Consider the following 26,755-nt stretch of genomic DNA (forward strand, 5'->3'; position numbering starts at 1 on the left):
AGAGACGGGGAGGGGCACGGCGTGCCCGATGGCCGGCCCGGACCGCTGCTTCCCGCCTGGTGCGCTGGAAGCTCACCGCAGCCAGCGGTTCACACATGAAGTGCTCAAGGGCCCGGCTACAGGCATCCCGGCTCACCGTTGGCTGCGAACCGTGTCAGGGATCGCTCCAGCAGCTCGAGAAACTGCCGCAGGTCATCAGCCACCCGGTCGAGCTCGGGTTCGTCCAGCGACGCCGTTCGCGTCCGGTAGACCACTCCGCCAGGGCCGGCGACATAGGACAGACCGCCACCGTTCGAGCCGATGACCAGACCCCCGGCCTTCGTGCCCGCGCCGGTATCGACAGCGCCGTACTCCTTGAGCCGTAGGAGGACATCACCGGCCGGGTCGACGAAGTAGCCGTTACCGACGTCCGCCCAAGTGACGTAGCCGATGCTGTCGTAGAAGGTGACCAGGTCGGCAGGGACGAAGCTGACCTTGGCAAGCGTGCGAGCAGCGGCCCGGTCGGTGTGGTCGGCCGGCCGGACCTCATTGACTCCCGGGGGAAAGCCGTGCCGGCGCTCGAACTCGCCCATCAATGCCTTCAGGGCCTGCGAGACCCTGCTCGCCCACGAGGCCAGCCAGGCAGGCGAAAGCGAACGCTCACCCATGAGACCGGATCATGGCATGAGACGCCGACGCGAGTTCGAGGAAGGCGCCGTTCGCGCCTTGCTCGACACGGCGTCGGCCCGCGGAGGGCAGCCGGGTTGCGGCGGGTGGTGGAGAGCAACGACTGGTGCCGGTTCTCGCAGGGGGCCGGCTCGCCGTGCGGTGCGAAGGGCCTCGACCGCTGGTACCGGGTGGACGATCGGCTGGACTGCGCGTTCGACGGGGTCCGCGCGGTCGGCTACGGCCGGCTGACCGAGCGGTGCGCTTCGCCACCTCTGCCTCGAGGACCTGGACACGTTCGTACCGCAGGCTTCATCGGCACCGACCGCACGGCCGGGTGGAGCCGGTCCGCCGCGGTGGGACCCACGGCCTGCAGCCGGTGACCTGCGCCTGGACCGGGTTCACGACACCGTGATCCGCGGCGGATCTCAGTCGGCGCCGCCCGCGGGAGCGTCCTGCCGGCCGGGCAAGGCCAGCTCATCGTCGCGAAGGGACCAGAGGGGCTGATGTTTGGACGGCGGTCCGGCAAGGACCCGCAACTGCTGCGGCCGGTATTCGTCGCGCGCGTCCTCGACACCGAACCCCGCCGAGGCCAACACCGCGGCCATCGCCCGCACCATCGCGGCCCCGACCGCACTGGAATGCCGCAGGGCCGGTTCGTCCAATTGCTTCAGCCTGAACGCGCGGCTCGCGCGGGCCCGCAGGCGAGGGCTTGCCTGCCAGGCCACGAACACGCCGCCTGCCGCGTCGGCACCGTCGTCGATGTTCACCTCGGCCCCACCGGCCAGGACCGGGTCCAGGCCCGGGGCGAGCACGGGCAGGCCTGCGGCCGTCAGCTCGTTGCGGACCTTCCGGGCGAGAGCCTCCAGGGCCTCGGACTCTTCAGCACTCACTCGTTCGAACACTCGCTCAATCTAGCCAACCAGAGCAAGGCGCCGACGGCTTGAGAGTTCCTCGGGACCGAGGTCGGGTGGATCAGCTCTCTGCTCTCAGCAGCGGGGCGGGTCCGGCGCGGCCGCCCGGTCAGCCGTCGAGCGCGGCGGAAGGTGCGTCCCCGTTCTGGGCCTGTCGGGCCCGCTTGGCGAGCACCGTGGTCAGGTCCCTGACTGCGTCCTCGTCGATGCCGCGCTTGTCTTTGTCCGCGGAATCCGCCAGCGTCCACAGCAGCGTCGTGCCGACCCGGGTCTGGGTCACGGCGCCGGGCTCGCCGTGGAAGCCGGAGGAGCCGAACCGGGCGTCGCGCTCGTCACCGATCGGGCCGATCCCGAACGTCCTGGCCCTCTGTCCCGCCCTCTTGCCGTAGTAGCCGTCCCAGAGCACGTCGTACGCCTCCCGGGCGGCCTGTTCGCTGTCATAGGCGATGATCAGAAAGGTGACGGTGGCGGCGTTGTCGTCGTGCCGGAAGGTCGAGGCGCCGTAGAAGCGGGAGTTCTCGCAGCCCGCATTGTCCTTGATGGGGCAGGCCTGCGAACGGTGAAGCTTGTCCATCTCAACGGCCGTGGGCCGAGCGGACTCCTTCCAACCCGTCATGGCCTCGCCATCGGGCAACGTCTCGCGTACTTGTTCCTTCGTGAGTGGCACCGCCTTGGCGTTCTCGCTGTCGCTCTCCGCGCCATCGCCACAGCCGGCCAGCAGCAGCGCCGCCGCGATCGCCACGCACCACCGGTAGTTCCTCATGGTCATGCCACCGCCCCTCGAGCGGTGATCTTACGCGGACGGTCTTCGCGCGGCAGGCCGGCCACACTCCGTGAAGCGGGGCGTGGCAGCGCGCCGCCTCGCGAACGACCTGGATGCCGGGGGGCGATGTCTACGGGCCGCCGCCCGCGGTCAGGGCGCTGACCGCGGGCGGCTCGGATGTGGTGTGGACTTAAGACGTCAGTCGCAGTCCCAGTTGGAGCCCCGGTGGTGGTTGCCGTACCGGTACTGGCCCCAGTTGTCCCAGCGGTCGTAGCGGCAGTGGTTGCGGTGACGCCAGCGGTCGAAGCGGCCGTAACGGTCGTTGCGGTCGTAGCGGTCGTCGTCGCAGCCCCGCCGCCACTCGTCGAAGTGGCGGGAGCCGTAGCCGTGGTGGTTGCCCGGGTGGAACGAGGGCGCCACTGCCGTCGCGTGGACCGCCGCCGGGGCCGCGGATGCCTCCATCGAGAGAGGCGCCATGACAGCGCCGGCCGCAAGAAGCGTGCCGGCTACTGCCTTAGCAATGGTCTTCACCTGATCTCCTTTCAAACACCAGGGCTGGTTTAGCCCTGCCGCTGATCCTGACGCTACACAAATGCCTCGCCATTCGTTGCGGACGTGAGTGCCCGTCAATTTTGCCGGGCATGCGGGTGCGATATCGAAAACGGCAGCTCAGCGGCGTTGCGGTGTCCTTCTCGGAAATCCGTGCCTTGCTCGACGAAGGCGTCCGACCAGGTGAACTCCCGCATCGGTCAGGCCGGTTCGTGAGAGTGCGACACGTTGAGCCTGATGGTGTTAATAGGCTGCCGGAAATGACCCGGGGTTTTCGGAGTCGCGGGATGAGAAAGTGCGCGGCGGTCTGCAGTGAAGTCTGTGGGGCGGTTTCGGTACTGCCCTGACTTTCGTGGAGTGTATTTCTCGCTGAAAGATGCCTGCCGGCCGTCCGAGGACGGAAGGACACGCGGGGCTTGGCGTGTCGCCGTCCAACCGTCACACGGCGGCCATGGGAGGGGCGAGGGCCTCCAGGCTGTGCCGGGCGGCGCGGCGCACCGTCCGGCACGGCGGGGACGACGGTCCGGGGACGCCGGTCGGGGTTTGGGGGGGCACTTCGGCGGTGGCATGCCTCGGTGCGCTTTCGAGTGGCGGGAAGTCCGGGCCCGCCGCTGCTCTCACGGCGCTGCCGGCAGCCGGCTGCGACTGGTTCCTGGGCGGGGCGTTCTCGATGCCTCGGCAGGGGGGCGGCCGACCCGGCCGGTGCCGCCCTCGCGCCCGTGCGGGCCGTCGGCCGGGCGGGAGTGGCGGCCACAACGCACAGTGGCGGGCGGGTGGTTGAGGTTCAGCGGCGAGGAAGGGAACAGGCACACGCTTTTGAACGGATGTCGGATATAAGCGGTTTGCGTTGACCGTTCCTCTTCCGCTACCGTCCACGCTCTCCGGACGAATCGTCCGGAGGCTCCGGACGGCGGGGTTGCGCATGGTCCTGCCGTCCGGAGTGACAGTTCCCGTACGGGATCCGTGCGACGCCATCGCGCCTGGTCTTCCGGCTTCTGCAGTGGCCGGCGGACCTGGTGGCCGGTGGCGCCGGCCGGGGGTGGAGTGCGGCCGGCGGCGGCAGTCGGTGTGGTCGCCGCCTGGCTCAAGGCTCCTGATTTCGCGTACATCCCTTCCTTCATTGAAAGGCTTCCTCATGAACAACGACTGGCTTGAGGCCGAGACCGCCGAGCTGCTGCCCGGCCGTGAGGCGCTGGGCAAGTTCTCGTTCAGCTTCACGAAGATGACGACGGTCTCGAAGAAGATCGCGCACGTGGACGCCCACAACGAGTCGATGGCGGTGAACCAGTACTCGCCGTTCGCGGTCGCCCAGTCGCAGGCCTCCCAGGCCATCAGCGTCCGGCAGTAGCACGGCCTGGTGACGCGGACGCAGGGGCAGGCCTTTTCGGGGCGTGCCCCTGCGGCGCGGCGCCGCGGGGGTCGAAGGCACACGGCATGCCGGGTGGTGGACACGGTCGGCAGCCGGTGCCGGTGCCGGACGGACACTGCCTGCCGCCGGTGCCAGGGCCCTTGCGGCGCCCGCCCGTTGAGCGGAGGACGCACCGTGGTTGTGCGTCGGCCCCTTGAGCTTCGGGCGGGCGGCGGGCCGGGCGGTATCCACCGGCCGGCGTCAGGCAGTGAACCGTTCCCCGGGCAAGGTCCTTATCGCCCGTCCTTCGGCGGCGGCATGAACGAGTGGGATCCCGATCCAGTGAGCAGTCCTCACCCCGCAGCACTGCGCGCCCGCGCGGAGCAACTGGCCCTGGAAGGGCGCCCGGCGAAGGAGGTGGCACGGCAACTGGGCATCTCTGCACAGACCGTGTACCGCTGGCGGCGCTCCGGTTCGCTGGGGGCGGAGCTGGCACGGGCCCGCACCCGTATCGGCGAACTGGAGAGGGAAGTGTTGTTGTGCCGCGAAGTCATCGCCACGTTGCGGCAGATGATGCCCCCAAAAGACGCTACGAGGTGATCCACGACCTGACGTCGCACGGTTTCACCGCGCGCCACCTCGCCGTGCTCATGGGCGTCTCGGAGTCCGGGTACTACGCCTGGCGCGCCCGCACCCCCTTACCCCGCGCGCTGCGCCGGGCGTGGCTGACCCGCCTGATCCTGGACATCTACCAGGAGTCCGGCTGCGCCTACGGATACCGCAGGGTGACGCAGGAACTCGGCCGCCGCTACGGCATCGACATCGGCCACACCACCGTGGAGGCCGTCATGAAGGGGGCCGGGATCCGCGGCCAGGCAGGACGGCCTCACGAACACACCCCGCCAGAAGGCGCCCGTACCCCCCAACAGCGCTGGGTTGTCGACGTGCTGGCCGTCACCACGCTTCAGGGCCCCCTGTATACGGCGGTCGTCCTCGACACCGCATCGCGTTGCCTGATCGGCTGGAGCACCGCCGCGACAGCGCACCGCGGCCTCGTCCAGCACGCCCTCATGGCCGCCATCACCCGCGTCGAACCCGCCGCCCAGACGGCCCACGAGCCCTTGCCGTCCTGCTCCTTCACCGAGCGGACCGGCTCACTTCGATGCGCGCCCGTCCGCGCAACCGCCGGGGACTGGTACGACCACGCACTCGTCGGCGCGTTCTGGGACACCGTCCACCGCGACCTGCACGGCCCGGCCCCCTGGCCGGACCGGCAGTCGGCCGAGAACCGGCTGACCGAGACTTTCGACCGCTTCGCCCGGCAGGCCCCGGCCGCCCCGCCAGCGCAACCTTCCACCCCATAAGGCGGACCACATTGGAAACGACAGCATCTGTGCCCGCCGCCGGCGGCCCCAGGCCCGACATCCACCCCGGGCAGGACACCTCCACCGCCCACGCCCACCGGCTGCGCCTGTACGGCGCGTTGGACCGGGTGTGTGTTCCCCTCGCCGCCGCGGACGTCCAGGCCGTGTTCAAACTGGCCGAACTCGACTGCGTCACCGTGCACGCCGTCATCGACTGGATCACCACGGCACGAACGCTTGAACCGCACCCGCATCCGCATCCGCATCCGCATCCGAGGTGACGGCACCCGGCGCAAGGCCGGGAGACATGCCCCCCCCTTTTCCCTACGGGGTGCCGTTCGCGTGCAGCAGGGACTCGACGAGGACGGCCACATGCCGGCGGTCCGCCGGGCTCAGCTTGTGCACGCTCGCGATGAGGATCGCCACCTCCGGATCCGCGGCCTCGGGTGCGTCCTCGAGGTACAGGTTGACGCCCGCGGCATCGGCGGCGGCCCGCTGCACCGCCGCCACCGGGATGCCCAGTCCCCTGGCCAAGCCCTCCACCGTGGTCTGCTGGGGCATCTGCGCCAGCCGTTCCGACGTCGCCAGATGATGGACCGTCGAACGGGAGATGCCACCACGGCGCGCTACATCGCTGTAGGACCAGCCGTGCTGGTCCAGCTTGTGCTTGATCATTTCCTGCAGTGTGTTGGGCACGCCGGTTCTTCCTGTGAAAGAGGGAGGGACCGCCTGTCGATGAGTCTAACGGCCCTATCGCCGGGGCGTTCCGCACCTTCTTCTCCCCCACCGCCCTGCGCTACCCTGCCCGCCGACTTCACGCCATCGGGTCTCCTTCGTGGATACCCCGGCCTTCAGGCCGGGGAGGAAACGAAGCTCCCGCGTAGCGGGGCAGGGAAAGGCGAATCGCCGCCAGGGCGATTCGCCGTCTATGGCCACCGGCCGAACCCGGCTTTCACACGGGAACTGATAGAATGTTAGCTATGGCGCAGCAGGTCAAGCGGGCGTTCAAGTACCGCTTTTACCCCACGAACGAGCAGGCAGCAGAGCTGTCCCGCACGTTCGGCTGCGTCCGCCTCGTGTACAACAAGGCGTTGGAGGAGCGCACACGGGCCTGGTACGGCGAGCAGCGCCGCCTCTCCTACGTGCAGTCGTCGGCGGCGCTGACGCAGTGGAAGAAGACCGAGGAACTGGCCTTCCTGGCGGAGGTGTCCTCCGTCCCTCTTCAGCAGGCGCTGCGCCACCTTCAGACCGCGTTCGCCAACTTCTTCGCCAAGCAAGCGAAGTACCCGCGCTACAAGAGCCGGAAGAAGTCCCGAGCGTCGGCCGAGTACACCCGCAGCGCCTTCAAGTGGCGTGACGGGCGACTGACTCTGGCCAAGATGGCCCAGCCGCTGGACATCCGCTGGTCGCGTCCCCTGCCCGAAGGCGTGGCGCCGACGACCGTGACCGTGTCCCGCGACGCGGCCGGGCGTTGGTTCGTGTCCCTGCTGTGCGAGGACACCATCACGCCCGCGCCCGCAACCACGCAGGCCGTGGGCATCGACGCCGGGATCACGTCCCTGGTGACCCTGTCCACCGGCGAGAAGATCACCAACCCGAAGCACGAACGCCGTGACCGCGCCCGCCTCGCCCGCGCACAGCGCGAGCTGTCGCGGAAGGCGAAGGGCTCGGCCAACCGGGAGAAAGCCCGGCGTCGCGTCGCCAAGATCCATGCGCGGATCGCCGACCAGCGCCGCGACTTCCTGCACAAGCTGTCCACTCGGCTCGTCCGTGAGAACCAAACGGTCGTGATCGAGGACCTCACCGTCCGCAACCTGCTGAAGAACGGCAAGCTCGCGCGCGCCATCTCGGATGCGGCCTGGACGGAACTTCGCTCCATGCTGGAGTACAAGTGCGCCTGGTACGGGCGCGAACTCGTCGTGATCGACCGCTGGTTCCCGTCCAGCAAGCTGTGCGGGAACTGCGGCACGGTCCGCGGGAAGCTGCCGCTGAACGTCCGCGAGTGGACGTGCGACTGCGGCGCCGTGCATGACCGCGACGTGAACGCGGCACGCAACATCCTGGCCGCCGGGCTGGCGGCGTCTGCCTGTGGAGACGGTGTAAGACCTCAACGGGAGTCCTCCCGGACGGGGCGGTCGTCGATGAAGCAGGAACCCCAGCGGGCGACCGCTGGAATCCCCCGCCTTTAGGCGGGGGAGGAAGTCAAGATCGAACGCCCGCGGAACCGGGCCGGCCGGCGTCGTGCCGGTGCTGGTGCCCGGTGTGCGGGGCTGCCAGGACGGCGCCGACGCCGTGATCACACGGTGATCGCACCGGCCACAGCGAGATCGTCCCCAGAGATCCACGGCATGCGACGATGACGGCCATGTCAGGTCAGGTCTGGGGGTCACTCATATCGCTGGGCGGTGTCGTCCTGGGCGGTTCGTTGTCCTACCTCGTCCAGCACAGGACTCAACTCTCGGCGCAACGCGCTGAACAGCAACGGCAGCAGGTCTCCTTGTCCGAGGCACGGCGGGCGGAACGGCTGGCCTTGCTGGAGCGGTTCATCGAAGTGGGGGCCGAGGCCGAACGCTCCGCCTTCAGCCGACCGACCGAATGGGACGACACCCACGACTGGTTCCTCACGACCCGGGACGTGATGAACAGGCTGTGGGTCGCGGAACGGCTCATCCGCATCCAGTTCCCCCTGCCCGTGCACGACGCGGCACGCGCGTACTTCCTCGACCTCAACCGGACGGTGTGGGAAGGCCTACCGGACGGCGAGAGCGTGCGGGACTACCTGGAGGACAACCGGCTCGCGTTCTTGGACGCAGCCCGCGCGGTCATGGGGTAGCGCACCGCCGACCCCAAGGGCCCTTCACGGGACAGCTCCTATTGCGGGCGCGCCTTCGCGTGGCTTCACTGGTTCGAACGATTCCGCTTCCGCTGCGACGTTGGGGGCTGCGGCTGGCGCGGCTGGACGAGGGCGATCGCCATCTCGCCGCCCGAACCCTGGCTGAACTCGAAAAGGGCCGCCTCACTCCGATGCGGTTCTGTGGATTGCGGTGGCTGCGTCACCATGCGTTGATGATCGGCGCGTCGGGGTCGCGCTGCCGCCAGGCCTCGTCGAGGCGGGCGAGTCGGTCCGCGGCGGCGATGCCGATCAGGGATGCGACCTTGCCGTCGCTGACTTCGAACGCCACGGCGCCCACGACCCGTTCGCCGGTCACGGCAAGGATGGCCGGTGAGCCGTTGACCATCGCGATGTGCATCGCGGGGGAGCCGCCGGCCAGCCGCCGCTTCGCCGCAGTGGGCGTGAAGCCGGCCCGCACATAGGAGGCGACCCGTTTGCACGTGGTGTACCGCAGCAGCCGCCTGGCCAGTCCGAAGCCGTCCGAGATTGCGGTCGCGTCGGCGGTGAGCAGCGCCACCAGCCGTTCGGTGCGCCCCGACGTGGCGGCGGCGAGGAATGCCTCGACGATCCGTCGCGCGGACGCGGGGTCCACCTCCTCGCCGCCGCGGCGCTCGGCGGTGACCCGGATCCGGGCCCGGTGGACATGCTGCTGGCTCGCGGACTCGGTGATGTCGAGGATCTGGGCGATCTCCGCATGAGGGTAGGAGAAGGCCTCGCGCAGGACGTAAGCGGCCCGTTCGACGGGTGAGAGGCGCTCCATGAGGATCAGGACGGCCAGGGACACCGATTCGCGCTGCTCGACAGTCTCGGCAGGGCCGAGCATCGCATCGCCCTCGAGGAGCGGCTCGGGCAGCCAGTCGCCGACAGCGCGCTCGTGGCGCGCCTGCGCCGAGCGGAGCCGGTCGAGGCAGAGATGGGTGACGGCCTTGGTCAGCCACGCTTGCGGCACCTCGATCCGGTCGCGGTCTGCGGCCTGCCAGCGCAGGAACGCCTCCTGCACGGTGTCCTCGGCGTCGGCGGCCGAGCCGAGCAGGCGGTACGCGAGCGAGGCCAGCCGGCTCCGGCCGGCCTCGAACCGATCGACGGCTGCGCTGTCCATGCGCAGCAGCCTAAGCGGCGGCCCTCACACCGGCCCGATCAGGGGCGGTGCCCAGACGGTGCCTGCGCCGGGGCATGCCGAAGGTCGGGTGGGCGATGCTCCACCCGGCCCCCTTGAGCACGCCCGACTTGAGGCGTGCGGCGGTCCGGCCGCCCAGGTACCAGGATTTCGAGCGGGCGTTAGCGCCGACCATCTGGAAGATCGCGTCTCGCCGCCCGAGGCTGATGTGGTTGCCGTAGTACTTCAGCCCGACGGTCGGGACCTTGCTGCCCCTCAGGCGCGCGATGATCGCGGCGGTCGCCTGCATGTTGGTGTAGCCGGCCGAGGCGCAGGACATCGGCAGCGGCCGGCCGTTGTCGCCGATCGCGTAGGCGCTGTCACCGGCGGCGTAGACATCGGGGTGCGAGAGCGAGCGCATGGTGCGGTCGACGACGATCTGGCCGGTCTCGGCGACCTGGAGGCCGCCGGCGGCCGCGATGGGGTGTACGGCGAACCCGGCCGTCCACACGGTCACGTCGGCCGGGATGGACCTGCCGTCGGCGGCGATCGCGCGTGTCGCCTCGACGGCTTCGATGCCGGTGTGTTCGTGGACGGTGATGCCGCACCGGTCGAAGGCCTGGCGCAGGTGGCGGCGGGCCTTCGCAGAGAGCCAGGCGCCCAGCTCGCCGCGGGCGGCGAGCTGGACCGAGAGGTCGGGCCGGGACTCGGCGAACTCGGTGGCGGTCTCGATGCCGGTCAGCCCCTCACCGACGACCAGCACGGTGCCGCCCTCGCCCAGGCCGGCCAGGCGTTCACGCAGACGCAGCGCCGAGGCGTGGCCGGTCACATCGAAGGCGTGCTCGGCCACGCCGGGCACGCCGTGGTGGGCTACGGAGCTGCCGAGCGTGTAGAGGAGTGTGTCGTATGCGAGCTCTGTGTCGCCGTCCTCGCCGGTCACGGCGACGGCCTTGCGCTCGGGGTCGATGCCGGTGACGCGGGCCAGGCGCAGCCGCACCCCGGTGCCCGCGAACACGTCGGCGAGCGTGCGGAACGTGAGATCCTGGCCGATCGCGAGCTGGTGGAGCCGCATCCGCTCCACGAAATCGGGCACGGCGTTGACGACGGTGATCTCGGTGTCGGCCGGAGAGAGCCGGCGGGCCAGGCTTCCGGCGGCGAAGGCCCCGGCGTATCCGGCGCCGAGTACCACGATGCGGTGCTTCATGGCGTTGCTCCTGTCTCGTTCGCGTGCCCCTTTGAACGAGACGGCGCCCCGATCGCTGACAGGAGCCGAGTGTGACGCGGGTCACCGAACCACGAAGAACGGCTGAACCCGCGACAGATGCCGGGGTCTGCCTTCGGCAGTCGCGGATCTGCCGCGCCCGCGTCGCCTTCGGGCGCGGAGGGCGGTAGCCGTAAGCCCTTGCCGGCGGCGCTTTCCCGGCCGTCGCTCGGCGGCGGGAGCACACCGGTGGTGCGGGAGGGATCGCGGCCGGCACATCCGGTCCCCGTGCCTGCGCGGGCCACCGCGCTGAGGCCGGGGTGGCGCCTTGGGCGCCACCCGCTGGAACCAGCCCGCACACCGTCGAGGGACGTATCAACCGTCTCGGGCAGTGGCGCGGCATCGCCACCCGCTGCGACGAGACCGGACACGGCGGTGGTGCGGGCCCGGGAGCCCTGTCAGCGCACGACGTCGAACACGTTCTTCTGCAGGCCGTTGGCGTAGACGTCGTGCTCGACCAGCTTCAGCTTCTGCGTGTCCTTGTCCGTGGTGCTGAACAGCCGCTTGCCCGCTCCGAGCAGCAGCGGGAAGACGAGCAGGTGGTAGCGGTCGATGAGGTCGGCGTCCGCGAGGGCCTGGTTCAGGGAGGCGCTGCCGTGGACGATGATCGGGCCGCCTTCGGTCTTCTTCAGCGCGGCGACCTCGTCCAGTGAGCGCAGGATCGTCGTCTCGCCCCAGTTCGTCACGAGATCGTCCTCGCCAAGGGTGGTCGAGACGACGTACTTCGGCATCAGTTTGTAGTCGGCGAAGTCCTCCATGTCGGGCCAGACCGGGCTGAACGCCTGATAGCTGGTCCGGCCCATCAGCATCGCGGTGGCTTCCTTCTGCTCCCGGCCCTTGATGTCGAACGCCTCGGGGAGGAACTCGATGTCCTTGAAGGTCCAGCCGGAGTTCCGGTAGCCGGGCTCGCCGCCGGGGGCCTCCACGACGCCGTCGAGCGAGATGAAGGCGGTGCTGATCAGGGTGCGCATCTTTGTTCCTCGGTATCTCGTGTCCGGTTCTCAAGCCAACTCGGCCGGCGCCGGCTGCGAGGCGCCCTCGCGGCCGCCGCGCACCAACCGTGATCTTTGACTGCCGATCATGAAGGAACTCATCGGCCGTCGCCGCCCCTTTTCTGCGGACTCGGCCACCCGATCACCTCGGGGTGACAGCCGCACCCCCGATCGTGCGCCGTTGCGACGGCCCGGCAGCGACGAGCGGCACCGGGCCTGCCGCGAAGAGTGGGGCGGTGTCCGATGCGGTCGAGCTTACTGATCCGGACGAAGCGGCCCGGCCCGGCGCCGGGCCGGCCGATGTCCTCTTTTGCGATGCTGCGCGGCGAAGACCTTCTGCGAACCCTGGCCCGCCGCAACCGGGTGAGGGTTCGAAACCGCCGCTCGGTTCAGTACTCCGGCCGAAGCCGGCGGCGAGCTGTCTGAAGCCGCTGCTCGTCGTCAGGCGCGAACAGCTCGGGAAGCGCTTTGTCCGGCGTTCTGGTGATCCGATGGATCGGTGCCCAGAGCGCCGGGTCGTCGGCGACCCGGCTGAGGTCTGTCATCTGCGGCGTCTCCGGCCAGTGCGACAGCACCAGCGCCTGATCACTCGTGAGCCTGATCGTGACCTGCTCCATCGCCCGTGCACGCAACACCCCTACGGCTCGGCCCGCCCGCCCTTCGACCACGCGAACCTGCTTCGCCCTTGACCCGACGGGCCGGGTCCCCTCCCCCGGCAGGCGGACTGCTGCGGTGCGGGCGGCCGTCGACTGCCGTGCGGGGCTCCCGTGGTGGGGATCCGGGGCGGTACGAGGGGTGGCCGGCGGTGCGAGGCGTGGTCAGCCTGTTTCGGGGTGGTCGGGGTGGTCGGGGTGCGCGGCGGCGGGGGTGAGGGGTCCGTTGGCCACCACGACGGAGGTGAGCGGGTAGGGCGGGCCGCTGGTACCGCCCAGGGTGAGAAGGGGGGTGTCGTCCTCCTGGCGCAGGCCGTCGTAGAGCCAGGTCTGGCCGAGGCGGTCGGTGTGGCCGAGGGCGAGGTCGTAGACGCGGCCCCCCAGCACGAAGGGGTCGGCGGCCTGCTGCACCGCCTCCTGAAGGAGACGCGGCACCGCTTCCGCGGCGAGATGAACCTCCACACCGTCGAGGTGCCCGGTGGCGGTCTGGACCCATCCGCTGCGGCGGGTCGGCGCGTTCGGGGGCGCACCGATCGCGGACAGCCAGTACTCCCAGTCGCCCAGCGACACGGCGTGGATGTGGACGTCGACGCGTTCATCATCCGAGGTGATCTGCGTGACCTCGAGCCGGGCGGCGTTCTCGGCCCGCAGCCTGGCCGCCGTGCCCGCGGCCGAGGGCTGCGCCTGGCCCTCGCCGGGCGTGCGCGTCTCCTGGGCACCGGCGCTCTGGTCCGGGACCGGTTCGAGCGCGGCCGGCTGCTGGGCGGGCGCGGCGCTCTGGCGGTCGGCGGTCGGCAACCGCCTCTGGCCTCCGTCGGCCGTGCGCGGCCCCCGGGCGCCGCTGTTCTGTCCGGTGACCGGTCCGAGCGCGACCGGCCGCCGGGCGGCAGCCAGGGCAGGCGCGGAAGTCTGCTGCTGGGCGGGTGCCGGGGCGCGCGCGGCGGCCCGCTCAGCCGGGGGCCGGGCCTGGCCCTCGTCGGGCGTGCGCTGCTCCTGGGTACCGGTGCTCTGTCCGGTGACCGGTCCGGGCGCGGCCGGCTGCTGGACCAGGGCCGGTTCGAGCGCCGCGGCCGGGGCGTCGTACGAGTCGGGCACGTTCGCGCCCGCGGGGTACGGCTCCGACGCGCCGAGGATATGCAGCGGGCGGGGCGTTGTGGGTGGGCGGGGTGCGTCCTCGGCGGAGCGGGGCGCGGTGACCGCCTCCCACAGGGTCGGCGCGCCCGGTGCGGGGTGCGCCTCGATGCCGGTGGCCTCGCGTCCGGCGTCGCCGGGCTCGGCGTTGAGCTCGGCAGGCGGCGTCGGTTGCTGTTGTCTGAGTCGTCTGAGTGTGTCGGCGCCGCCCGTTTCCACCAGGCGGCCCTGTGCGTTGAGATCGGCGATGAAGGCGTGGGCGAGTTCGCTGAGGCGGGCGGTGAGTTCCCGCTCGAGGTCGGTGTCCTTGTTGTAGGCGATGGTCATGCCACAGCTCCCGGGTAGGCCTTGCGGAGGGAGTCGAGGGCGCGCCACTGGAGTGTTTTGACGGCGCCGTCGGTGGTGCCCATGGTGCGGGCGGTCTCGCGGACGGACATCTCGCCCAGGAACCGCAGCCGGATGACGACCTGCTGACGGGGGGTGATCTCGGAGAGGGCGTGATGCAGGTCGTCCAGCGCGAGCGAGGACAGAACGGTTTCTTCAGTGTCGCGCACCGAAGGGGCCCAGGTATCTGTCACCTGGGTGATCTGGCCGACGAAGGTGAGGTTGCGGGTCATGGCGGTCTTGAAGTGGTCGGCGACCACATGGCGTGCGATGGTGCACAGCCAGGCACGGATCGACGTCCCGTTCCACGTGAAGGTGTTGATCTTGATCCATGCCTTCATGAAGACGTCCGCGGTGAGGTCCTCGGCCAGGGCGGTGTGTGATCTGACGCGCTGGCCGATGAGGGTGGCGATGACGCCGTGGTGCATCCGGTACAGCTCGGCGAACGCCTCGCGATCGCCTTGCTGGGCGCGGGTGATGAGGGCCGGTTCCCCCGGGGCGCCGCCGTCGGGGGCAGCGTCGTGAGCCTGAGTGGTCAAAGGATTGCTCCGGTCGTCGGGAAAGGAGGAGTGGTGAGGTGGGCTGCCGGCAGAACGTGGGGCGGGGGTCGCGAAGACCGCCCGGCGGGCCGCGAGCCCCGGGGGGTGAAGGCAACCGGGCCGGTTCTCGGACGGCCGCATGCCGGCCGAGGCCCCCGTGCCGGGTCGGGACCGGGCCGGTTCCCGGTCGGTCGCGTGCCGGCCGGGGACCGGGCCGGTTCTCAGTCGGCCGTATACCGGCCGAGGTCCCCGGGCCGCAGGCGGTGCCGTTCCCGGGCGGGCACACGCCGGCGCTGCGGAAGGCTGCGCTGCAGCGTCTGCGGGTCGTCGTAGACGAGCGCGTCGAGCCGGACACGGTAGGCGTCGCGCAGCGTCCAGAGCGTGGCCAGGCTCGGCTGTTTCGTTCCGCTCGCGAGCCGGTGGAGCGTCGACCTGCTGATACCGGTGCGCTGCGCCATGTCGGCGACGCTTTCGTCACCCAGTTCCCTGGCCTTGAGCAGGAGCGTGGCCATATGGAGGCGAAGCATGGTCAATAGACCCCCTCAGCAACGTGCAGCCGTGCGGCTGACCCACACGCGCGCAACATATGCAAGTTGCCGGATATGAGTGACGCAAGGGTATTTTGATTCGCACACCAATGCGAGATTCGGGATGTGGCCTGCACAAATGCCGATCTAGGTTGTGACCTGCAAAGGTGCACGCGTGCAACCAGCATGTGACAACATGCCTGCGCGCTACCCTCCGACCATGCGGAGTGCGAAGGATTCCCCCCACGACAGCCGTGCCGAACGACAGGCTCAGGCGCAGCGGATCGGCGCGTATCTCACCCAGGCTGCCACGGCAGCCGGATACGACGTCCGCCGGCGCCACGGCGGCCGGGCGCAACTGGCGGCCGCGACCGGTCTGAGCCTGACCACCATCAGCCGGACACTGGAGGGCAAAACATTGCCGCTGTCCTCGCAATTGACGACGTGGGCGACCGTCCTCAATCTTGATCACCGGATGGTTCTGGTGGAGAGCGGTCTCATTCCCGAGCAGCGAGGACCCGAATCACCACGACGGGGATCTCCCTCACCACGACAGGCACCGAACACGGCGGCACTCTCACCGGACGAAGCCATGACCGCATGGAGAATCACCGATCCCATCATCCGCAGGACACTGAACGGGAGCATCGTCCACGCGATCGCACTGCAGGCGGAAATCGACGCGGCCGCCAGATCCCGTGCCGTTTTGGAAGACGACCACAACGGCACGTGGCGCACCCGCAGATGACGCCCCTGCCGCCAGGATCCCCCTCCCCCGGGTCCCCCTCCCCCGGATCGCCGCACGCCGGCCGTCGCGGCAGGAACTGACCGCCCGAGGAGGGGACGTGACGCACCGGCCGCCCAATCGCCAGACGGGCGCGGCCCGTATCGCGCGAGGCGTGCGGGCCGGTGTCGCGCGAGGCGCGCGGGCCGGTGTGCGTCATCTGCCGCCACACCCCGGGGGGGGTGGTGGCCCGGCGCGCGCCCGAGTGGCGCGGCGCCGGGCGGACCGGGGCCGGGGGCCTGGTGGCCGTGTACCGCGATCACCGGCAGCGTCACCACGCCTCGCGGCCGCGCCGAAATTCGAGCACATGCGCGCCCGCCGGGTCCGCCCCCCTCGGCAATGGCTCTCCCGCTAAGCTCGGCGGAATCTTCCCGGAATCCAGTGCCCGCACCACGGCTCACGATCACCGGAAGAACGGGGAATATCCTCCTGCCGTGCCACATCCAGCGGGTCGAAAAGGGCCACGCCGAGAGGGGTATCAGGTGCTTGTCGTACACGGAGCCCCCATGACCGCTGTCGTGCGCAGCCACACCGGCGAGGCGGTGGTCCTGCTTTCCGGTGACGCGCTGCGGCAGGTACCGCAGACGACGCTCACCGATATGATCAAAGCTGCTGCCGCCGTTCTCAGCGCCGAAGAACTCAAGACCGTCCACAACGCCGTTCCCACACTCGGCACAGGCCCCCCGGACTTTCATGTCCATGTCGACGGAAACGAGCTGACGGTCTACCGGCTGACCGTCAACTGAGTTGCCGGTGCAGCCGGCGGACGTCATTCGTCTTTCCCGCTGCCGTGGGGCGGCCGGTCTTTCCCGGCGGAGCCCGCCCCGGGCGGCGTAAGGTCTTTCCGGGCGAAATGATCTCGTGGGACGACTCGGCCCCGGAGGGATGTCGCGAGCCGCGATGAGTTGTACGGCGCCTGGCGGTCCTGCAGTCGAACCGGCGTCACCCGAGGAGGACTTTGGATGCGCAGCGTGACCTATTCGATGAGCGTCTCACTCGACGGCTACATCGTCGGACCGGACGGCGAATTCGGCTGGACGGCGCCCGACGAGGAGGTCTTCCGCTTCTGGATCGACGAGATCCGCCAGGTCGGCGTCCACCTGCTGGGGCGACGGCTCTACGAGACGATGCTGTACTGGGAGAACGCCGACCAGGACCCCACCCTCGACGCCTCCGAACTGGAGTGGACCGCCCTGTGGAAGCCGCTTCCCAAGGTGGTGTTCTCCACCACGCTCCAGGCGGTGCAGGGCCAGGCCCGCCTCGCCTCCGGCACCCTGGCACAGGAGATCGAACGGCTGCGCGCCGAACCGGCAGAAGGCGACATCGCGATCGGCGGCGCGGCCCTCGCCGCCGAGGCGGCCGCATCGGATCTGATCGACGAGTACCGGGCCATGGTCTACCCGGTACTGGTCGGCGGCGGCACCCCGTTCTTCCCCCGGCACGAACGCCGAGTCGACCTCGAACTCGCCGAGACCCGCACCTTCCGCTCCAACGTCGTCTACCTCCGCTACCGCGTGGCACGGTAGGGCCTGCTGGAGGCATCACCGGCCGGCGTCCCGGTGGCCGTACACCACGGCCACCGGGCCACGGCCGCGGGGTTACAGCCGCGGCTGCGGCTGCAGGGGGGGTCTCTTGGTCGACCTGTCGGCCTGTCGACCTATGGCGGTCGCATGAGGTCCGGTCCTCATCCCGTGCATCCAGTGCCTCGCCGTGTCCTGCCTCTTCACACGAGCCCGGGTTGTGACAGCACTCTTCGGGATGCGGAACTTACGATCCAGAGCGCAGTCCCAGAACACTGTGCTCCACCGCGCCCGGGGGAAGGTCGCTCCTTCGCGAAGCCCTGGCGGTCAACTCGACCAGACCGGCGCGGAGTTCGGCGGCGCTCTCACCGGGGACGATCGCGCTGATGACCAGCTCCATCATCAGGCAGTCGTACGCGTCGCCCATGCTCCGACAGCGCTTGCCGTCGGCCTCGACCACGGCAGAGGCGATCCTCATCCCACGGCCGGCCGCCGGGGCGAAGGACACCTCGTAGACGCCGTGGCCGGTCCAACTCCGGTGCATGTAAAGGACATCGTCCTCAACGAAGAGGTTCCACTTCTCATCCATGTCCCGGGCTCGGTATCCGTGCCGGATCCGGTCCCAGTCCTCGTCGGTCCAGACACGGTCCGGCAACTGGGACACCGGCCGGGGCGTGCTGATCGGGTTCAGGCGCCGGAACGACTGGCGGGTGAGCGGGGCATCGGCCGTCATGACGCTGATCCTATGGAGGCACCACCTGCACCAGGACAGCGGATCACCTCCAGGAAAGAGCAAGCGACCTGGGCGGAGGGCGCCCTGCGGAACCGGGAGGCGCTTCACCGGCGGACCGCCGAGATCAGCTGGCCGGGCCGCTCCTCGCGCTGCGGCGGGGTGCTGATCGGGCGGCCGTAGGCGGCGGCACGCTCGCGCAGGGTGTGGCTGTCGGCCTCCCAGCCGTGCCCGGCCAGCCAGCGCACCGGGTCGTCGGGCATCTCCGAGATCCACAGGGACGCCGCCGATCCCGGCGCGGCGTCCGTGCCGAAGCGCTCGATCACGCCGCGCGAGCCCAAGGTCAGCCCCATCCGGCTGCCTGCCGCCGACCGCGTGCTGATCCGGGCCAGCAGCAGCTCCACCGCATCCTCGGGCAGGTAGATCAGCAGTCCTTCGGCGATCCACGCGGTCGGCGCGGCCGGGTCGTGCCCTGCGGCGGCCAGCGCGGCCGGCCAGTCCTCACGCAGATCCACCGCGACGGTGATCCGCTCGCAGCGCGCGACGGCCCGCTCCCGGCGCAGCACCGAGGCCTTGAAGTCCAGTGGCGCGGCGGTGTCGACCTCGAACAGCCGGGTGCCGTCGGGCCAGTCCATCCGGAAGGCCCGGCTGTCCATGCCGGCACCGAGCAGCACGACCTGGCGGACCCCGGACGCGCAGGCCTGCCGCAACAGGTCGTCGAGGAACTTCGTCCTGATGACGATGGAGAACGACACGGCCAGCCGGCGGCGTCGCGCGGCCTCGTCGCCGGGCGGCGGCGAGGAGGGCCACAGGCCGCCGGCGGCGGCGAAGGCCTGTGCCAGCGGGTCGCGAAACAGAGCGTTCTCCCGCTCGGTCTCCAGCGCCCGCACCCTGGCCACCCCCACCGCCGTGGCCCACACTCCCGACGGCTGCACCCGCTCCTGCTCATCAGTCACCACGCCAGCCTAGATCGGTTCCAACGGGGCCTGATGAGTGGAGCCGGCCTTGAGGCACGGCCGGCCCGGTCATGCGCGCACTGACCGCCCACGACCACCAAAACCACCCTGCGGCGAAGATCAGCGGTCGCCCTGTGTACGCGACCACGCGAGGTGGGCCGGAGCGCGGGAACGAACAGCGGATGTTCACCACCGGCCGGCGTGAGGCAGTACGGGCGGGCCACGCCCCCTATTGGCCCGGTGGACACCGTCGCCTTTTCTGGCGGGCGTTCGGCGCTTCGCCGTGAGGGGGGCTGTTGACCCTCACGCGGCGTCAGGCTGCATAGTCGGTGCCGTGGAGGATCACTGGAGGGTGGGACGCGTGGCCGAACTGGCCGGCGTGAGCGTCCGCACACTGCATCACTACGACGCGATCGGACTCGTACGCCCCTCGGCGCGGACCGCGGCCGGATACCGGGCCTATGCGGCGGGCGACGTGGAGCGGCTGCGCCAGGTGCTGGCCTACCGGCGGCTGGGCTTCGGACTGCGGGAGATCGCACAACTGGTCGGCGACCCGTCCACCGACGCGGTCGCGCACCTGCGCCGGCTGCGCGGCCTGCTGCTGGAACAACGTGACCGCGCCGAGGCCATGGTGGCGGCCATCGACCAAGAACTCCGGACCAGGGCGAAGGGATGGAAGGTGACACCGCAGGAGCAACTGGGGATGCTCGGTGCACGGCTGTACGACGCGATCGGCGGCGCCTACACCGCGACACGGCGCACCGATCCGCGGATCGCCGCGCAGGTCTGGGCGGCGCTCGGCGACGCGCGGACGGTACTGAACGTCGGGGCCGGCACCGGCTCCTACGAACCGGCCGACCGCGAGGTGACCGCGGTGGAGCCGTCGGCGGTCATGCGCCGACAGCGGCCCGCCGGGGCGGCGCCGTGCGTGGCCGCCACCGCGGAGAGCCTGCCGTTCGAGGACCAGTGCTTCGACGTCGCGATGGCCGTCTCCACCGTCCACCACTGGCAGGACCCCATAGCCGGGCTGCGCGAGATGCGGCGCGTGGCCCGCCGCGTGGTGGTGCTCACGTTCGACACCGACGAACCCGGATGGCAGAACCGGTTCTGGCTCACCCGCGACTACCTGCCCGAGTTCACCACCGTCCTCGCCGAATTTCCCTCGCTCGCCTCGATGGCCGACGCGATCGCCGCCCGCACCGAGCCGGTGCCCGTCCCGTGGGACTGCACCGACGGCCTGTTCGAGGCCTACTGGCGCCGCCCCCGGGCGTATCTGGAGGACCACGTGCGCCGCGCGATGTCGGTGTGGACCAGGGTCGGGCCGCAGGCCGAACGGCGGGCGGTACGAAACCTTGGCGACGACCTCGACTCCGGCCGGTGGGCCGAACGCAACCCTTCCCTCGCCGACCTCGACGCGGCAGATCTCGGCCTGCGCCTGCTCATCGCCTGACCCGCGAAACACGTCCACCGCCGCCAGGACGGCACCCTGGACGGCGAGCCGGCTCGACTGGTCCTCCCCCCTGCCACCCGGCCGGCCCCGTGCCGCGGCGAAAACGGCCATCCTCCGCCCGGCCGGCCCCATATGAACGGCCATCCTCCGCCCGGACGGCCCCATATGAACGGCCATCCTCCGCCCGGCCGGCCCCATGCGGCCGGCGGCGGACACGCTCATGGTGAACACCGCTGCCCGCGCGGTCGCCAGGCACCACGGTGAGCGGGTGATTGAAGAGACGATTGGCGAGGTGTTCGCGGCCGGCGGCTGCTTCGGAAGCCTGAGCGCGGCGGAGATCGACGGGCGGGGCCGGCTGTCGGTGGCGGGAGCAGAGCTCGCGGTGGCGGCCTCCACGGTCAAGATCGCCATCGGCCTGGAGTTCTTCTGCCAGGCAGGAGAAGGGGAGTTGGACCCCACTGAGCGCGTGGTTGTCGTGCCGGCCGAAGCGACGGCGGGCGGTCAGGGGCTGTGCATCGCTGAGGACCCGGTGGAGATGTCGCTGCGGGATGTTGCCCGGTTGATGCTGACCATCAGCGACAACACGGCCACCGACGTGCTGATCCGCCGGGTCGGTATCGAACGGGTCAGGGCGCGCCTGGCCGGGCTCGGCTCCACCGGCTTCCACCTGCCGGGCACGATCCAGCACGAGTTCGACACCGCGGCGCGCGACGCCGGGTTCGCCGGCTGGGGCGCGATGGCCGACGCGGTCCGACACGCCGCATCACCGGAGGAGGGCGAGGCGCTGTGGCAGCGGGTGCTGGCATCGCCGGGGATGCGGCCGGGACGGATCAGCAGTGCAACCGCCGACGACCTGGCCGCCCTCGTCCGCGCGATCTGGCGGGACGAGGCCGGCCCCGCCGAGGCGTGCTCGAACCTGCGTCGGACGCTGGGACAGCAGCGGCTCACCCGGAAGATCGCCACCGGCTTCGAACCCGACGTGCTGGTCGCGTCCAAGTCGGGCACCGTGCCCGGTGGCGTCAGCAACGACGTCGGCGTGGTCGCCTTCCCCGACGGACGGCGGTACGCGATCGCCGTCCTCACCCGGCCGCTGACGCCCGGCACACCCGTCCACGACGATGTCCTCGGCACCGCGGCCCGAACAGCCCTGGACCACCTGCGAACGGATCGGACGCCCCAGGCCCAGTGAGGACCGCGGCGCCACACCCGAGAGCAACGGCGCGCGCCCGGGAGCGGCGCCGAGTTCGGAGCGGGGGCGCGCCCAGGAGCGGGGGCGCGTTCGGTGGCCGTGGCCCGGTGTCCCGCGGCGCCCACCTCGCCGGGGGCGGGGGTACTGCGGCCGGGAGGGGCATACCGCCCCGTCTGGCGCATCGGCGTCTGAAAGCCAAGTCGAGGAGGCTGCGCGCCACGCAAACCGCAAGCGGCCTGATCAGAAGCGTCCGTGCGCTCGGCGAACGAGCCGCCGTTCCAAACGCGGGCAACGCCGGCACTTGCTGCAGCACGTCACCCTCACCCTCAGCCGGATCGGCGGCATCGCCGGTGCCGCCGTCGTCCTCAGCGGAATCCGGAAGTGATCACCGTCGAGTGCAGGGCCGAGCATGCTGGTCCCCTCCGCGAACCGCTTGCGGGGCTGAAGGGCGGTCAGCGGACCGAGGTGGTCGACAATCCGGTCCGCCGCGGACTCGGCAAACCCCGAACGGCGAAGCCAGTTGGCCACGAGACACGGGCGACATGACCCGTTCCCGGGCCCCGTTGAACAGGCGCCCAGAACCAGCCGGCACAAGACACCGAGCCGACCCGGCGGCCCGGCGGCGGCCGTGTGCGCGCCCGCGCACACCGCGCGCGAGCACACCCTGCGTCAATGCGCGACGACCGGACTTGCGTTGACGACGACGCCGTCCCCGCCGTCCCACGCCCCATACCCCCGCGCCCACGACTGCGGTGCGTGCCAGCCCCCATGGCCGCACCCGCTACACCTCCACCCTCCCACCCACGGTGGCACGACCGCGCGGTGCCGCCGCCCGGCCGTGCAGAGCACCGGCCGGCACCCGCGGCCCCGCGCCCGGCCGGCACGCCCGGACGCGGGGCCGGGGGGCACCGCGCCCGGCCGGGGCCCGGCGCGCGGCACGACGGACGCGGGGCCGGGCGCAGCCGGTCCTGGTGACGCCGCACGAAAGAACAGCCGTGCGACTTTGAACGAATGTCGCATTTGGATCGTTTGCGCTTTTCCTTCGGCTTCGGCTACTGTCCGGACCCTCCGGACGAACTGTTCGGAGACTTCGGACGGTTGGGCGGCTCACCCCCAGATACGCCGCGCCCCGACTTGAGCAGCCGGGTTTCCGCATGACCCGGCGACGAAAGGCGAGGCACTTCCCGCCGTCCGTCGAACCTTCCGGCGCGGGCCGTGCGGACAACCTGCTGCTCGCTCACTGTCCGCCGGAACGCGCCGGCAGGTTCGAACAAGCGAGACCGGCAGAAGCGGCCCACCAACACATGCCGGGACGCGAGCGCCGGAACTCCTCCCCATGCACACACCACTTGAAGGATGAAAGGAACCCTTTTCATGAACATGGACCAGCTCGAGGCCGAGACCGCGGAACTGCTGCCGGGGCGTGAGGCGCTCGGCAAGTTCTCGTTCAACTTCGCCAAGATGACCACCGTCACGAAGAAGGTGGCCCACGTGGACGCGCACAACGAGTCGACCGCGCTGAACCAGTGCTCGCCGTACGCGGTCGCCCAGTCCGAGGCCACCCAGGGCATCAGCGTGCAGCAGTAGCACACAGGAGCCGGGCGGGGCCGGGCCGGTGGACGGCCCCGGCCCCGCCCGGCTCACCCGGCGGACACGCACCGCGCCACACCCCCTTCCTTCTTCCATGGGGCGCCAAGCGACGTCACCACCAACCCAGTCGGCAGCAGGCGCCCTACGTGAGCGCTCCGGCCGCACCGGCCTTCAGCGCTCGAGCCCGCCACGCCGGGACCGCCCTCCTCGCAGCCCGGCCCCACCTCATCCACGTGCGGCACCGCCCGGCCGGCCCGGCCCGCGCCGAACCGGCGGAGCGACCAACAGCAGGCCGGCAGCGATGTCGCGGCCCACGCACCGGCCACCCGTGAACCGCCCCCGCGGGCCCGTTCACGAGGGGCGCCGGCCCGCGCAGGGGGCGGTGCCACCCGTGAACGGGCCCACGGGGATCACGCGCCGCTCCCACCGGCCGCGCCGCGCACCGCGCCTCGCCCACGTGCCGAACCGTCAACCGCGCCCAGGAGAAGACCATGCCGGCGTCCGACGACCACGCCAGCCGCACCACCCTGCAGGCCCACCCCCCACACCCCGGACACCTCCCCGGGCAGGCAGCCGCCACCGGCACACCCGACGCCCACACCCCCGCCGGCCACGCGCACCCGGCACCCCCCACGACGGCCCACACCCCCGCACCCCCGCACGGCGCACCCGTCCCCCAACCGAGCCAGGGCCTGCAGACCCTGGGTGAATACAAGGGGTCGGGCTTCACCGAACGCCGCTACATCGTCCGCCGCGGCGACGGACAGGTCATCCAGCTCTCCCGGCTGCTGTACCTCGTCGTCGCAAGCATCGACGGCGTCCGCGACGCCGAAGCCGTCTCCCACCGGGTCAGCGGCCGCTACGGCGCCGAAATCACCACCGACAACATCCTCCACCTCATCGAGCACAAACTCACCCCGCTCGGCATCACCCTCCCCCCGGACGGCCACCCCGGCGACGCCGCCAACGCGCCCCGCTCCGACCTCCTGCTCGCCCTGCGCGGCCACAGAACGATCTTCCACGACAGACACGTCGCCCGCATCGCCGCCGCCCTCGCCTGGCTGCACCGCCCCCCGATCGTGGCACTCACCCTGGCCGGCGCCATCGCCATGGACGTCTGGCTCTTCGCCGTCCACGGAGCCATGACCGCCGTCCTGCAAGTCCTCGAACAACCCCTGTGGATGCTCATCATCTTCCTGCTCACCGTGGCCTCCCTCCTCTTCCACGAGTTCGGACACGCCTCCGCCTGCCGCTACAGCGGAGCAACACCAGGAAAAATCGGCTGCGGCATCTTCCTCATCTGGCCCTCCATGTACACCGACGTCACCGACGTCTACCGCATCGGGAAAGCCGGCCGCCTGCGCACCGGACTCGGCGGCGTCTACTTCAACATCCTGTTCATGCTGGCCCTCACCACCGGCTACCTGATCACCGGCCAGCCCTTCCTCCTCGCCGCCGTCTACCTCGCCCACTTCGAAGTCCTCGAACAACTCATGCCCGCCGTCCGCCTCGACGGCTACTACATCCTCGGCGACCTCGCCGGCGTCCCCGACCTCTACGGCAAGATCAAACCCATCCTCCACAGCCTGCTCCCCGGCAAACACCACCGCACCGCCGCCGCCCAGGTCACCGGCCTCAAACGCTCCGCACGCACCATCGTCACCGTGTGGGTCCTCACCATGGTCCCCCTCCTGACCGCCGAAGCCGCCTACGCCCTGTGGAACCTCCCCCGCCTCCTCACCACCGCCACCCGCGCCCTGCACCACCAAACCCTCGGCACCATCACCGCGTTCACCACCGGACACCCCACCGCCGGACTCGTCGGCACCATCGGCACCCTCATGCTCCTGTGCCCCCTCGCCGGCGGCACCTACCTCACCACCCGCCTCACCACCCGCCTCTGGCGCGCCGCAGCGAAAGCAACCCACGGCAAACCCATGCTGCGCCTGGCACTGGCCACCGCCACCGCCACCACCTGCGCCGTCCTCGCCACCGCCTGGACCCACGGCCTCACCCCACAACCCCTCCCCCAAGCAGCCCCCGCCACCCCCCTCCTCCAACCAGGCACACCCACCCACCCCCCCAAACCCACCCCCACACACCCCACCACCACCCCTCCGGCCACCCACCCCACCCCCACCACCACAACCAGCCGGCCCGCACCAGCCCCCCACCCCACCACCAGCAACCAGCCCACCCCCACCGGCACGCCCTCCACCACACCCCCCGCCACCCCACCCCCCGACACCCGCACACCCCACCCCACAACCCCGCCCACCCCCACCCGGCCCAGCCCATCCCCAAGCCACACCCCCACCCCACCCCCCTCCCACACCCCCCCACCATCCCAGTCCCCCACCCCGACCTCACCCCCGGCAACCACCCCGCCAGGCCCCAGCCAGCCCTAACCATCACGTCACCACACCACCCCCGGCGGCCCTCCTCACCCCCAACGACCAAGCCATCAACCCCAGACCACCCCTGACACCCCGTCACCACACCGCCAGCACACAGGAGAAGACCATGCACCACCGCAAACCCCGCACCCCCACCACCACCAAAACAGCCATCCGTCTCGGCGCCGCCGTCACCGCCGGCCTCGCCATCACCACCATCACCACCACAGCACGCGCCACCCCCACCCGCACCGGCACCTTCCCCCACGCCGCCATCGCCGTCGACACCGCCTACAGCCACGCCGACAGGACCCACATGAACCAGTTCCAGAAAACCTTCGCCATCCACGAATACGGCCCCACCACCGCCGTCACCGCCAACAACCGCGCCACCGCCATCTCCGCCGGCTGCAGCACCGACAACCCCTGCCGCTCCATCGCCCTCTCCTACCAGATCGTCACCACAGCCGGCCCCAACGCACGCCTCATCAACGCCACCAACCTCAGCCAAGCCGTCAACAACCACTGCCCCACCTGCCAAACCCTCTCCGCCGCCTACCAATTCATCATCACCACACCCCGACAACTCACCCTCAGCCGCCAGGCACGCACCGAACTCGCCGACATCAACCGCCAAATCGACACCCTCAAAACATCCCGCCTCCCCATCGACCAGATCACCCACCACGCCGACAACCTCGCCCACCAAATCAAAACCATCCTCGACCGCGAAGCCGCACAAGCACCCCGCACCAGCAACACCACCAACCCCCACACCCACTTCACACCCACCGTCACCATGCACCGCCACATCCGCTAACCCCACCCCCACCCCACCCCCAGCCCCCTCCAGGACCACCAGCCCACACCCACACAGACGACAACCACCCGCACAACCACCCAACCCACCAGAACCACGCAGAAAGCCCACCACCACCCACCCAGAACCGCCCACCACCCACCAGGCACCCGCCCCGAACCTCCCGCCCGACCCCGCCACCCACCCCCGACCCGCCCACCCCGGCGACGGATGCCGCAAACACACACACCCCATCCAACCCCCGCCACCAGCCCACACCAG

28 protein-coding genes are annotated in these 26,755 nt (G+C 70.6%); 14 read left to right on the forward strand and 14 right to left on the reverse strand.

Annotated elements, in window-relative coordinates:
* Positions 1 to 116: 116 nt before the first annotated feature.
* From AB0924_RS36960 to AB0924_RS36975, 4 genes are all read right to left on the reverse strand, one after another.
* Entirely contained in the window at positions 117 to 575 is a 459-nt protein-coding gene (locus AB0924_RS36960; protein ID WP_366913828.1) for an SMI1/KNR4 family protein, read from the reverse strand.
* Positions 576 to 1,073: 498 nt separating this feature from the next.
* Entirely contained in the window at positions 1,074 to 1,550 is a 477-nt protein-coding gene (locus AB0924_RS36965) for a hypothetical protein (protein WP_366913806.1), read from the reverse strand.
* Between the two features lie 118 nt (positions 1,551 to 1,668).
* Entirely contained in the window at positions 1,669 to 2,301 is a 633-nt protein-coding gene (locus AB0924_RS36970) for a hypothetical protein (protein ID WP_366913807.1), read from the reverse strand.
* 219 nt (positions 2,302 to 2,520) lie between these two features.
* Positions 2,521 to 2,853 carry a hypothetical protein gene (locus tag AB0924_RS36975; RefSeq protein ID WP_358940706.1) on the reverse strand — a complete coding sequence of 111 codons (333 nt, stop codon included), beginning with the start codon at positions 2,851 to 2,853 and terminating at the stop codon, positions 2,521 to 2,523.
* A 1,153-nt stretch (positions 2,854 to 4,006) separates the two neighbouring features.
* Here AB0924_RS36975 and AB0924_RS36980 point away from each other — a divergent pair.
* The 4 genes from AB0924_RS36980 to AB0924_RS36995 all read left to right on the forward strand — a co-directional run bounded on the left by AB0924_RS36980 (position 4,007) and on the right by AB0924_RS36995 (position 5,864).
* Entirely contained in the window at positions 4,007 to 4,219 is a 213-nt protein-coding gene (locus AB0924_RS36980) for a hypothetical protein (protein WP_358940705.1), read from the forward strand.
* Positions 4,220 to 4,561: 342 nt separating this feature from the next.
* A complete protein-coding gene (locus AB0924_RS36985; protein WP_366913808.1) occupies positions 4,562 to 4,819 on the forward strand; it encodes a helix-turn-helix domain-containing protein in 258 nt (85 codons plus the stop codon).
* Entirely contained in the window at positions 4,816 to 5,583 is a 768-nt protein-coding gene (locus AB0924_RS36990) for an IS3 family transposase (protein ID WP_366913809.1), read from the forward strand. Before AB0924_RS36985 ends, AB0924_RS36990 begins: the two co-directional genes overlap by 4 nt.
* An 11-nt stretch (positions 5,584 to 5,594) precedes the next feature.
* Positions 5,595 to 5,864: a hypothetical protein gene (locus AB0924_RS36995; protein ID WP_366913810.1), complete on the forward strand. Its 270-nt coding sequence runs from the start codon at positions 5,595 to 5,597 to the stop codon at positions 5,862 to 5,864.
* Positions 5,865 to 5,907: 43 nt separating this feature from the next.
* On the opposite strand, the gene AB0924_RS37000 is transcribed toward AB0924_RS36995, so the two are convergent.
* On the reverse strand, positions 5,908 to 6,279 hold the full coding sequence (locus AB0924_RS37000) for a helix-turn-helix transcriptional regulator (RefSeq protein WP_359557497.1): 372 nt from the start codon (positions 6,277 to 6,279) through the stop codon (positions 5,908 to 5,910).
* Between the two features lie 284 nt (positions 6,280 to 6,563).
* Between AB0924_RS37000 and AB0924_RS37005 the strand changes: the two genes are divergently transcribed.
* Positions 6,564 to 7,772 carry an RNA-guided endonuclease TnpB family protein gene (locus AB0924_RS37005; protein ID WP_366913811.1) on the forward strand — a complete coding sequence of 403 codons (1,209 nt, stop codon included), beginning with the start codon at positions 6,564 to 6,566 and terminating at the stop codon, positions 7,770 to 7,772.
* Positions 7,773 to 7,939: 167 nt separating this feature from the next.
* Entirely contained in the window at positions 7,940 to 8,416 is a 477-nt protein-coding gene (locus tag AB0924_RS37010; protein WP_366913812.1) for a hypothetical protein, read from the forward strand.
* A gap of 220 nt (positions 8,417 to 8,636) precedes the next feature.
* Here the strand turns inward: AB0924_RS37010 and AB0924_RS37015 are convergent, their stop codons facing one another.
* From AB0924_RS37015 to AB0924_RS37045, 7 genes are all read right to left on the reverse strand, one after another.
* Positions 8,637 to 9,575: a sigma-70 family RNA polymerase sigma factor gene (locus AB0924_RS37015; protein ID WP_366913813.1), complete on the reverse strand. Its 939-nt coding sequence runs from the start codon at positions 9,573 to 9,575 to the stop codon at positions 8,637 to 8,639.
* 10 nt (positions 9,576 to 9,585) lie between these two features.
* Positions 9,586 to 10,776: an FAD-dependent oxidoreductase gene (locus AB0924_RS37020; RefSeq protein WP_366913814.1), complete on the reverse strand. Its 1,191-nt coding sequence runs from the start codon at positions 10,774 to 10,776 to the stop codon at positions 9,586 to 9,588.
* A 455-nt stretch (positions 10,777 to 11,231) separates the two neighbouring features.
* Complete coding sequence (locus AB0924_RS37025) at positions 11,232 to 11,804, reverse strand: dihydrofolate reductase family protein (protein ID WP_366913815.1); 573 nt, start codon at positions 11,802 to 11,804, stop codon at positions 11,232 to 11,234.
* Between the two features lie 410 nt (positions 11,805 to 12,214).
* Positions 12,215 to 12,442: a hypothetical protein gene (locus tag AB0924_RS37030; protein ID WP_366913816.1), complete on the reverse strand. Its 228-nt coding sequence runs from the start codon at positions 12,440 to 12,442 to the stop codon at positions 12,215 to 12,217.
* Positions 12,443 to 12,643: 201 nt separating this feature from the next.
* Complete coding sequence (locus AB0924_RS37035; protein ID WP_366913817.1) at positions 12,644 to 13,936, reverse strand: BN159_2729 family protein; 1,293 nt, start codon at positions 13,934 to 13,936, stop codon at positions 12,644 to 12,646.
* Positions 13,933 to 14,532: a sigma-70 family RNA polymerase sigma factor gene (locus AB0924_RS37040; protein WP_358939997.1), complete on the reverse strand. Its 600-nt coding sequence runs from the start codon at positions 14,530 to 14,532 to the stop codon at positions 13,933 to 13,935. The genes AB0924_RS37035 and AB0924_RS37040 overlap by 4 nt, the downstream gene beginning before the upstream one ends.
* Positions 14,533 to 14,753: 221 nt before the next feature.
* On the reverse strand, positions 14,754 to 15,059 hold the full coding sequence (locus tag AB0924_RS37045) for a helix-turn-helix transcriptional regulator (protein WP_358939995.1): 306 nt from the start codon (positions 15,057 to 15,059) through the stop codon (positions 14,754 to 14,756).
* Between the two features lie 220 nt (positions 15,060 to 15,279).
* On the opposite strand from AB0924_RS37045, the gene AB0924_RS37050 reads away from it, so the two are divergent.
* The 3 genes from AB0924_RS37050 to AB0924_RS37060 all read left to right on the forward strand — a co-directional run bounded on the left by AB0924_RS37050 (position 15,280) and on the right by AB0924_RS37060 (position 17,369).
* Positions 15,280 to 15,807, forward strand: a complete 528-nt coding sequence (locus tag AB0924_RS37050) for a transcriptional regulator (RefSeq protein WP_366913818.1) — start codon at positions 15,280 to 15,282, stop codon at positions 15,805 to 15,807.
* A 542-nt stretch (positions 15,808 to 16,349) separates the two neighbouring features.
* Positions 16,350 to 16,589 (forward strand): hypothetical protein, encoded by a 240-nt coding sequence (locus AB0924_RS37055; protein ID WP_358939991.1) that lies wholly within the window; start codon positions 16,350 to 16,352, stop codon positions 16,587 to 16,589.
* Positions 16,590 to 16,805: 216 nt separating this feature from the next.
* On the forward strand, positions 16,806 to 17,369 hold the full coding sequence (locus AB0924_RS37060; RefSeq protein ID WP_366913819.1) for a dihydrofolate reductase family protein: 564 nt from the start codon (positions 16,806 to 16,808) through the stop codon (positions 17,367 to 17,369).
* Between the two features lie 241 nt (positions 17,370 to 17,610).
* On the opposite strand, the gene AB0924_RS37065 is transcribed toward AB0924_RS37060, so the two are convergent.
* Positions 17,611 to 18,096 carry a hypothetical protein gene (locus AB0924_RS37065; protein WP_366913820.1) on the reverse strand — a complete coding sequence of 162 codons (486 nt, stop codon included), beginning with the start codon at positions 18,094 to 18,096 and terminating at the stop codon, positions 17,611 to 17,613.
* 104 nt (positions 18,097 to 18,200) lie between these two features.
* Positions 18,201 to 19,013 carry a class I SAM-dependent methyltransferase gene (locus tag AB0924_RS37070; protein ID WP_366913829.1) on the reverse strand — a complete coding sequence of 271 codons (813 nt, stop codon included), beginning with the start codon at positions 19,011 to 19,013 and terminating at the stop codon, positions 18,201 to 18,203.
* Between the two features lie 388 nt (positions 19,014 to 19,401).
* Between AB0924_RS37070 and AB0924_RS37075 the strand changes: the two genes are divergently transcribed.
* The 5 genes from AB0924_RS37075 to AB0924_RS37095 all read left to right on the forward strand — a co-directional run bounded on the left by AB0924_RS37075 (position 19,402) and on the right by AB0924_RS37095 (position 26,494).
* Positions 19,402 to 20,499, forward strand: coding sequence for a MerR family transcriptional regulator (locus AB0924_RS37075; protein ID WP_358940003.1), 1,098 nt, complete (start codon positions 19,402 to 19,404; stop codon positions 20,497 to 20,499).
* 268 nt (positions 20,500 to 20,767) lie between these two features.
* Entirely contained in the window at positions 20,768 to 21,688 is a 921-nt protein-coding gene (locus AB0924_RS37080; RefSeq protein WP_366913821.1) for a serine hydrolase, read from the forward strand.
* A gap of 1,374 nt (positions 21,689 to 23,062) precedes the next feature.
* Positions 23,063 to 23,275: a hypothetical protein gene (locus tag AB0924_RS37085; RefSeq protein WP_366913822.1), complete on the forward strand. Its 213-nt coding sequence runs from the start codon at positions 23,063 to 23,065 to the stop codon at positions 23,273 to 23,275.
* 494 nt (positions 23,276 to 23,769) lie between these two features.
* Entirely contained in the window at positions 23,770 to 25,686 is a 1,917-nt protein-coding gene (locus AB0924_RS37090; protein WP_366913823.1) for a hypothetical protein, read from the forward strand.
* 115 nt (positions 25,687 to 25,801) lie between these two features.
* Positions 25,802 to 26,494 carry a hypothetical protein gene (locus AB0924_RS37095; RefSeq protein ID WP_366913824.1) on the forward strand — a complete coding sequence of 231 codons (693 nt, stop codon included), beginning with the start codon at positions 25,802 to 25,804 and terminating at the stop codon, positions 26,492 to 26,494.
* Positions 26,495 to 26,755 lie beyond the last annotated feature (261 nt).

Source organism: Streptomyces sp. NPDC047869, from assembly GCF_040704065.1.
Classification (GTDB): Bacteria; Actinomycetota; Actinomycetes; order Streptomycetales; family Streptomycetaceae; genus Streptomyces.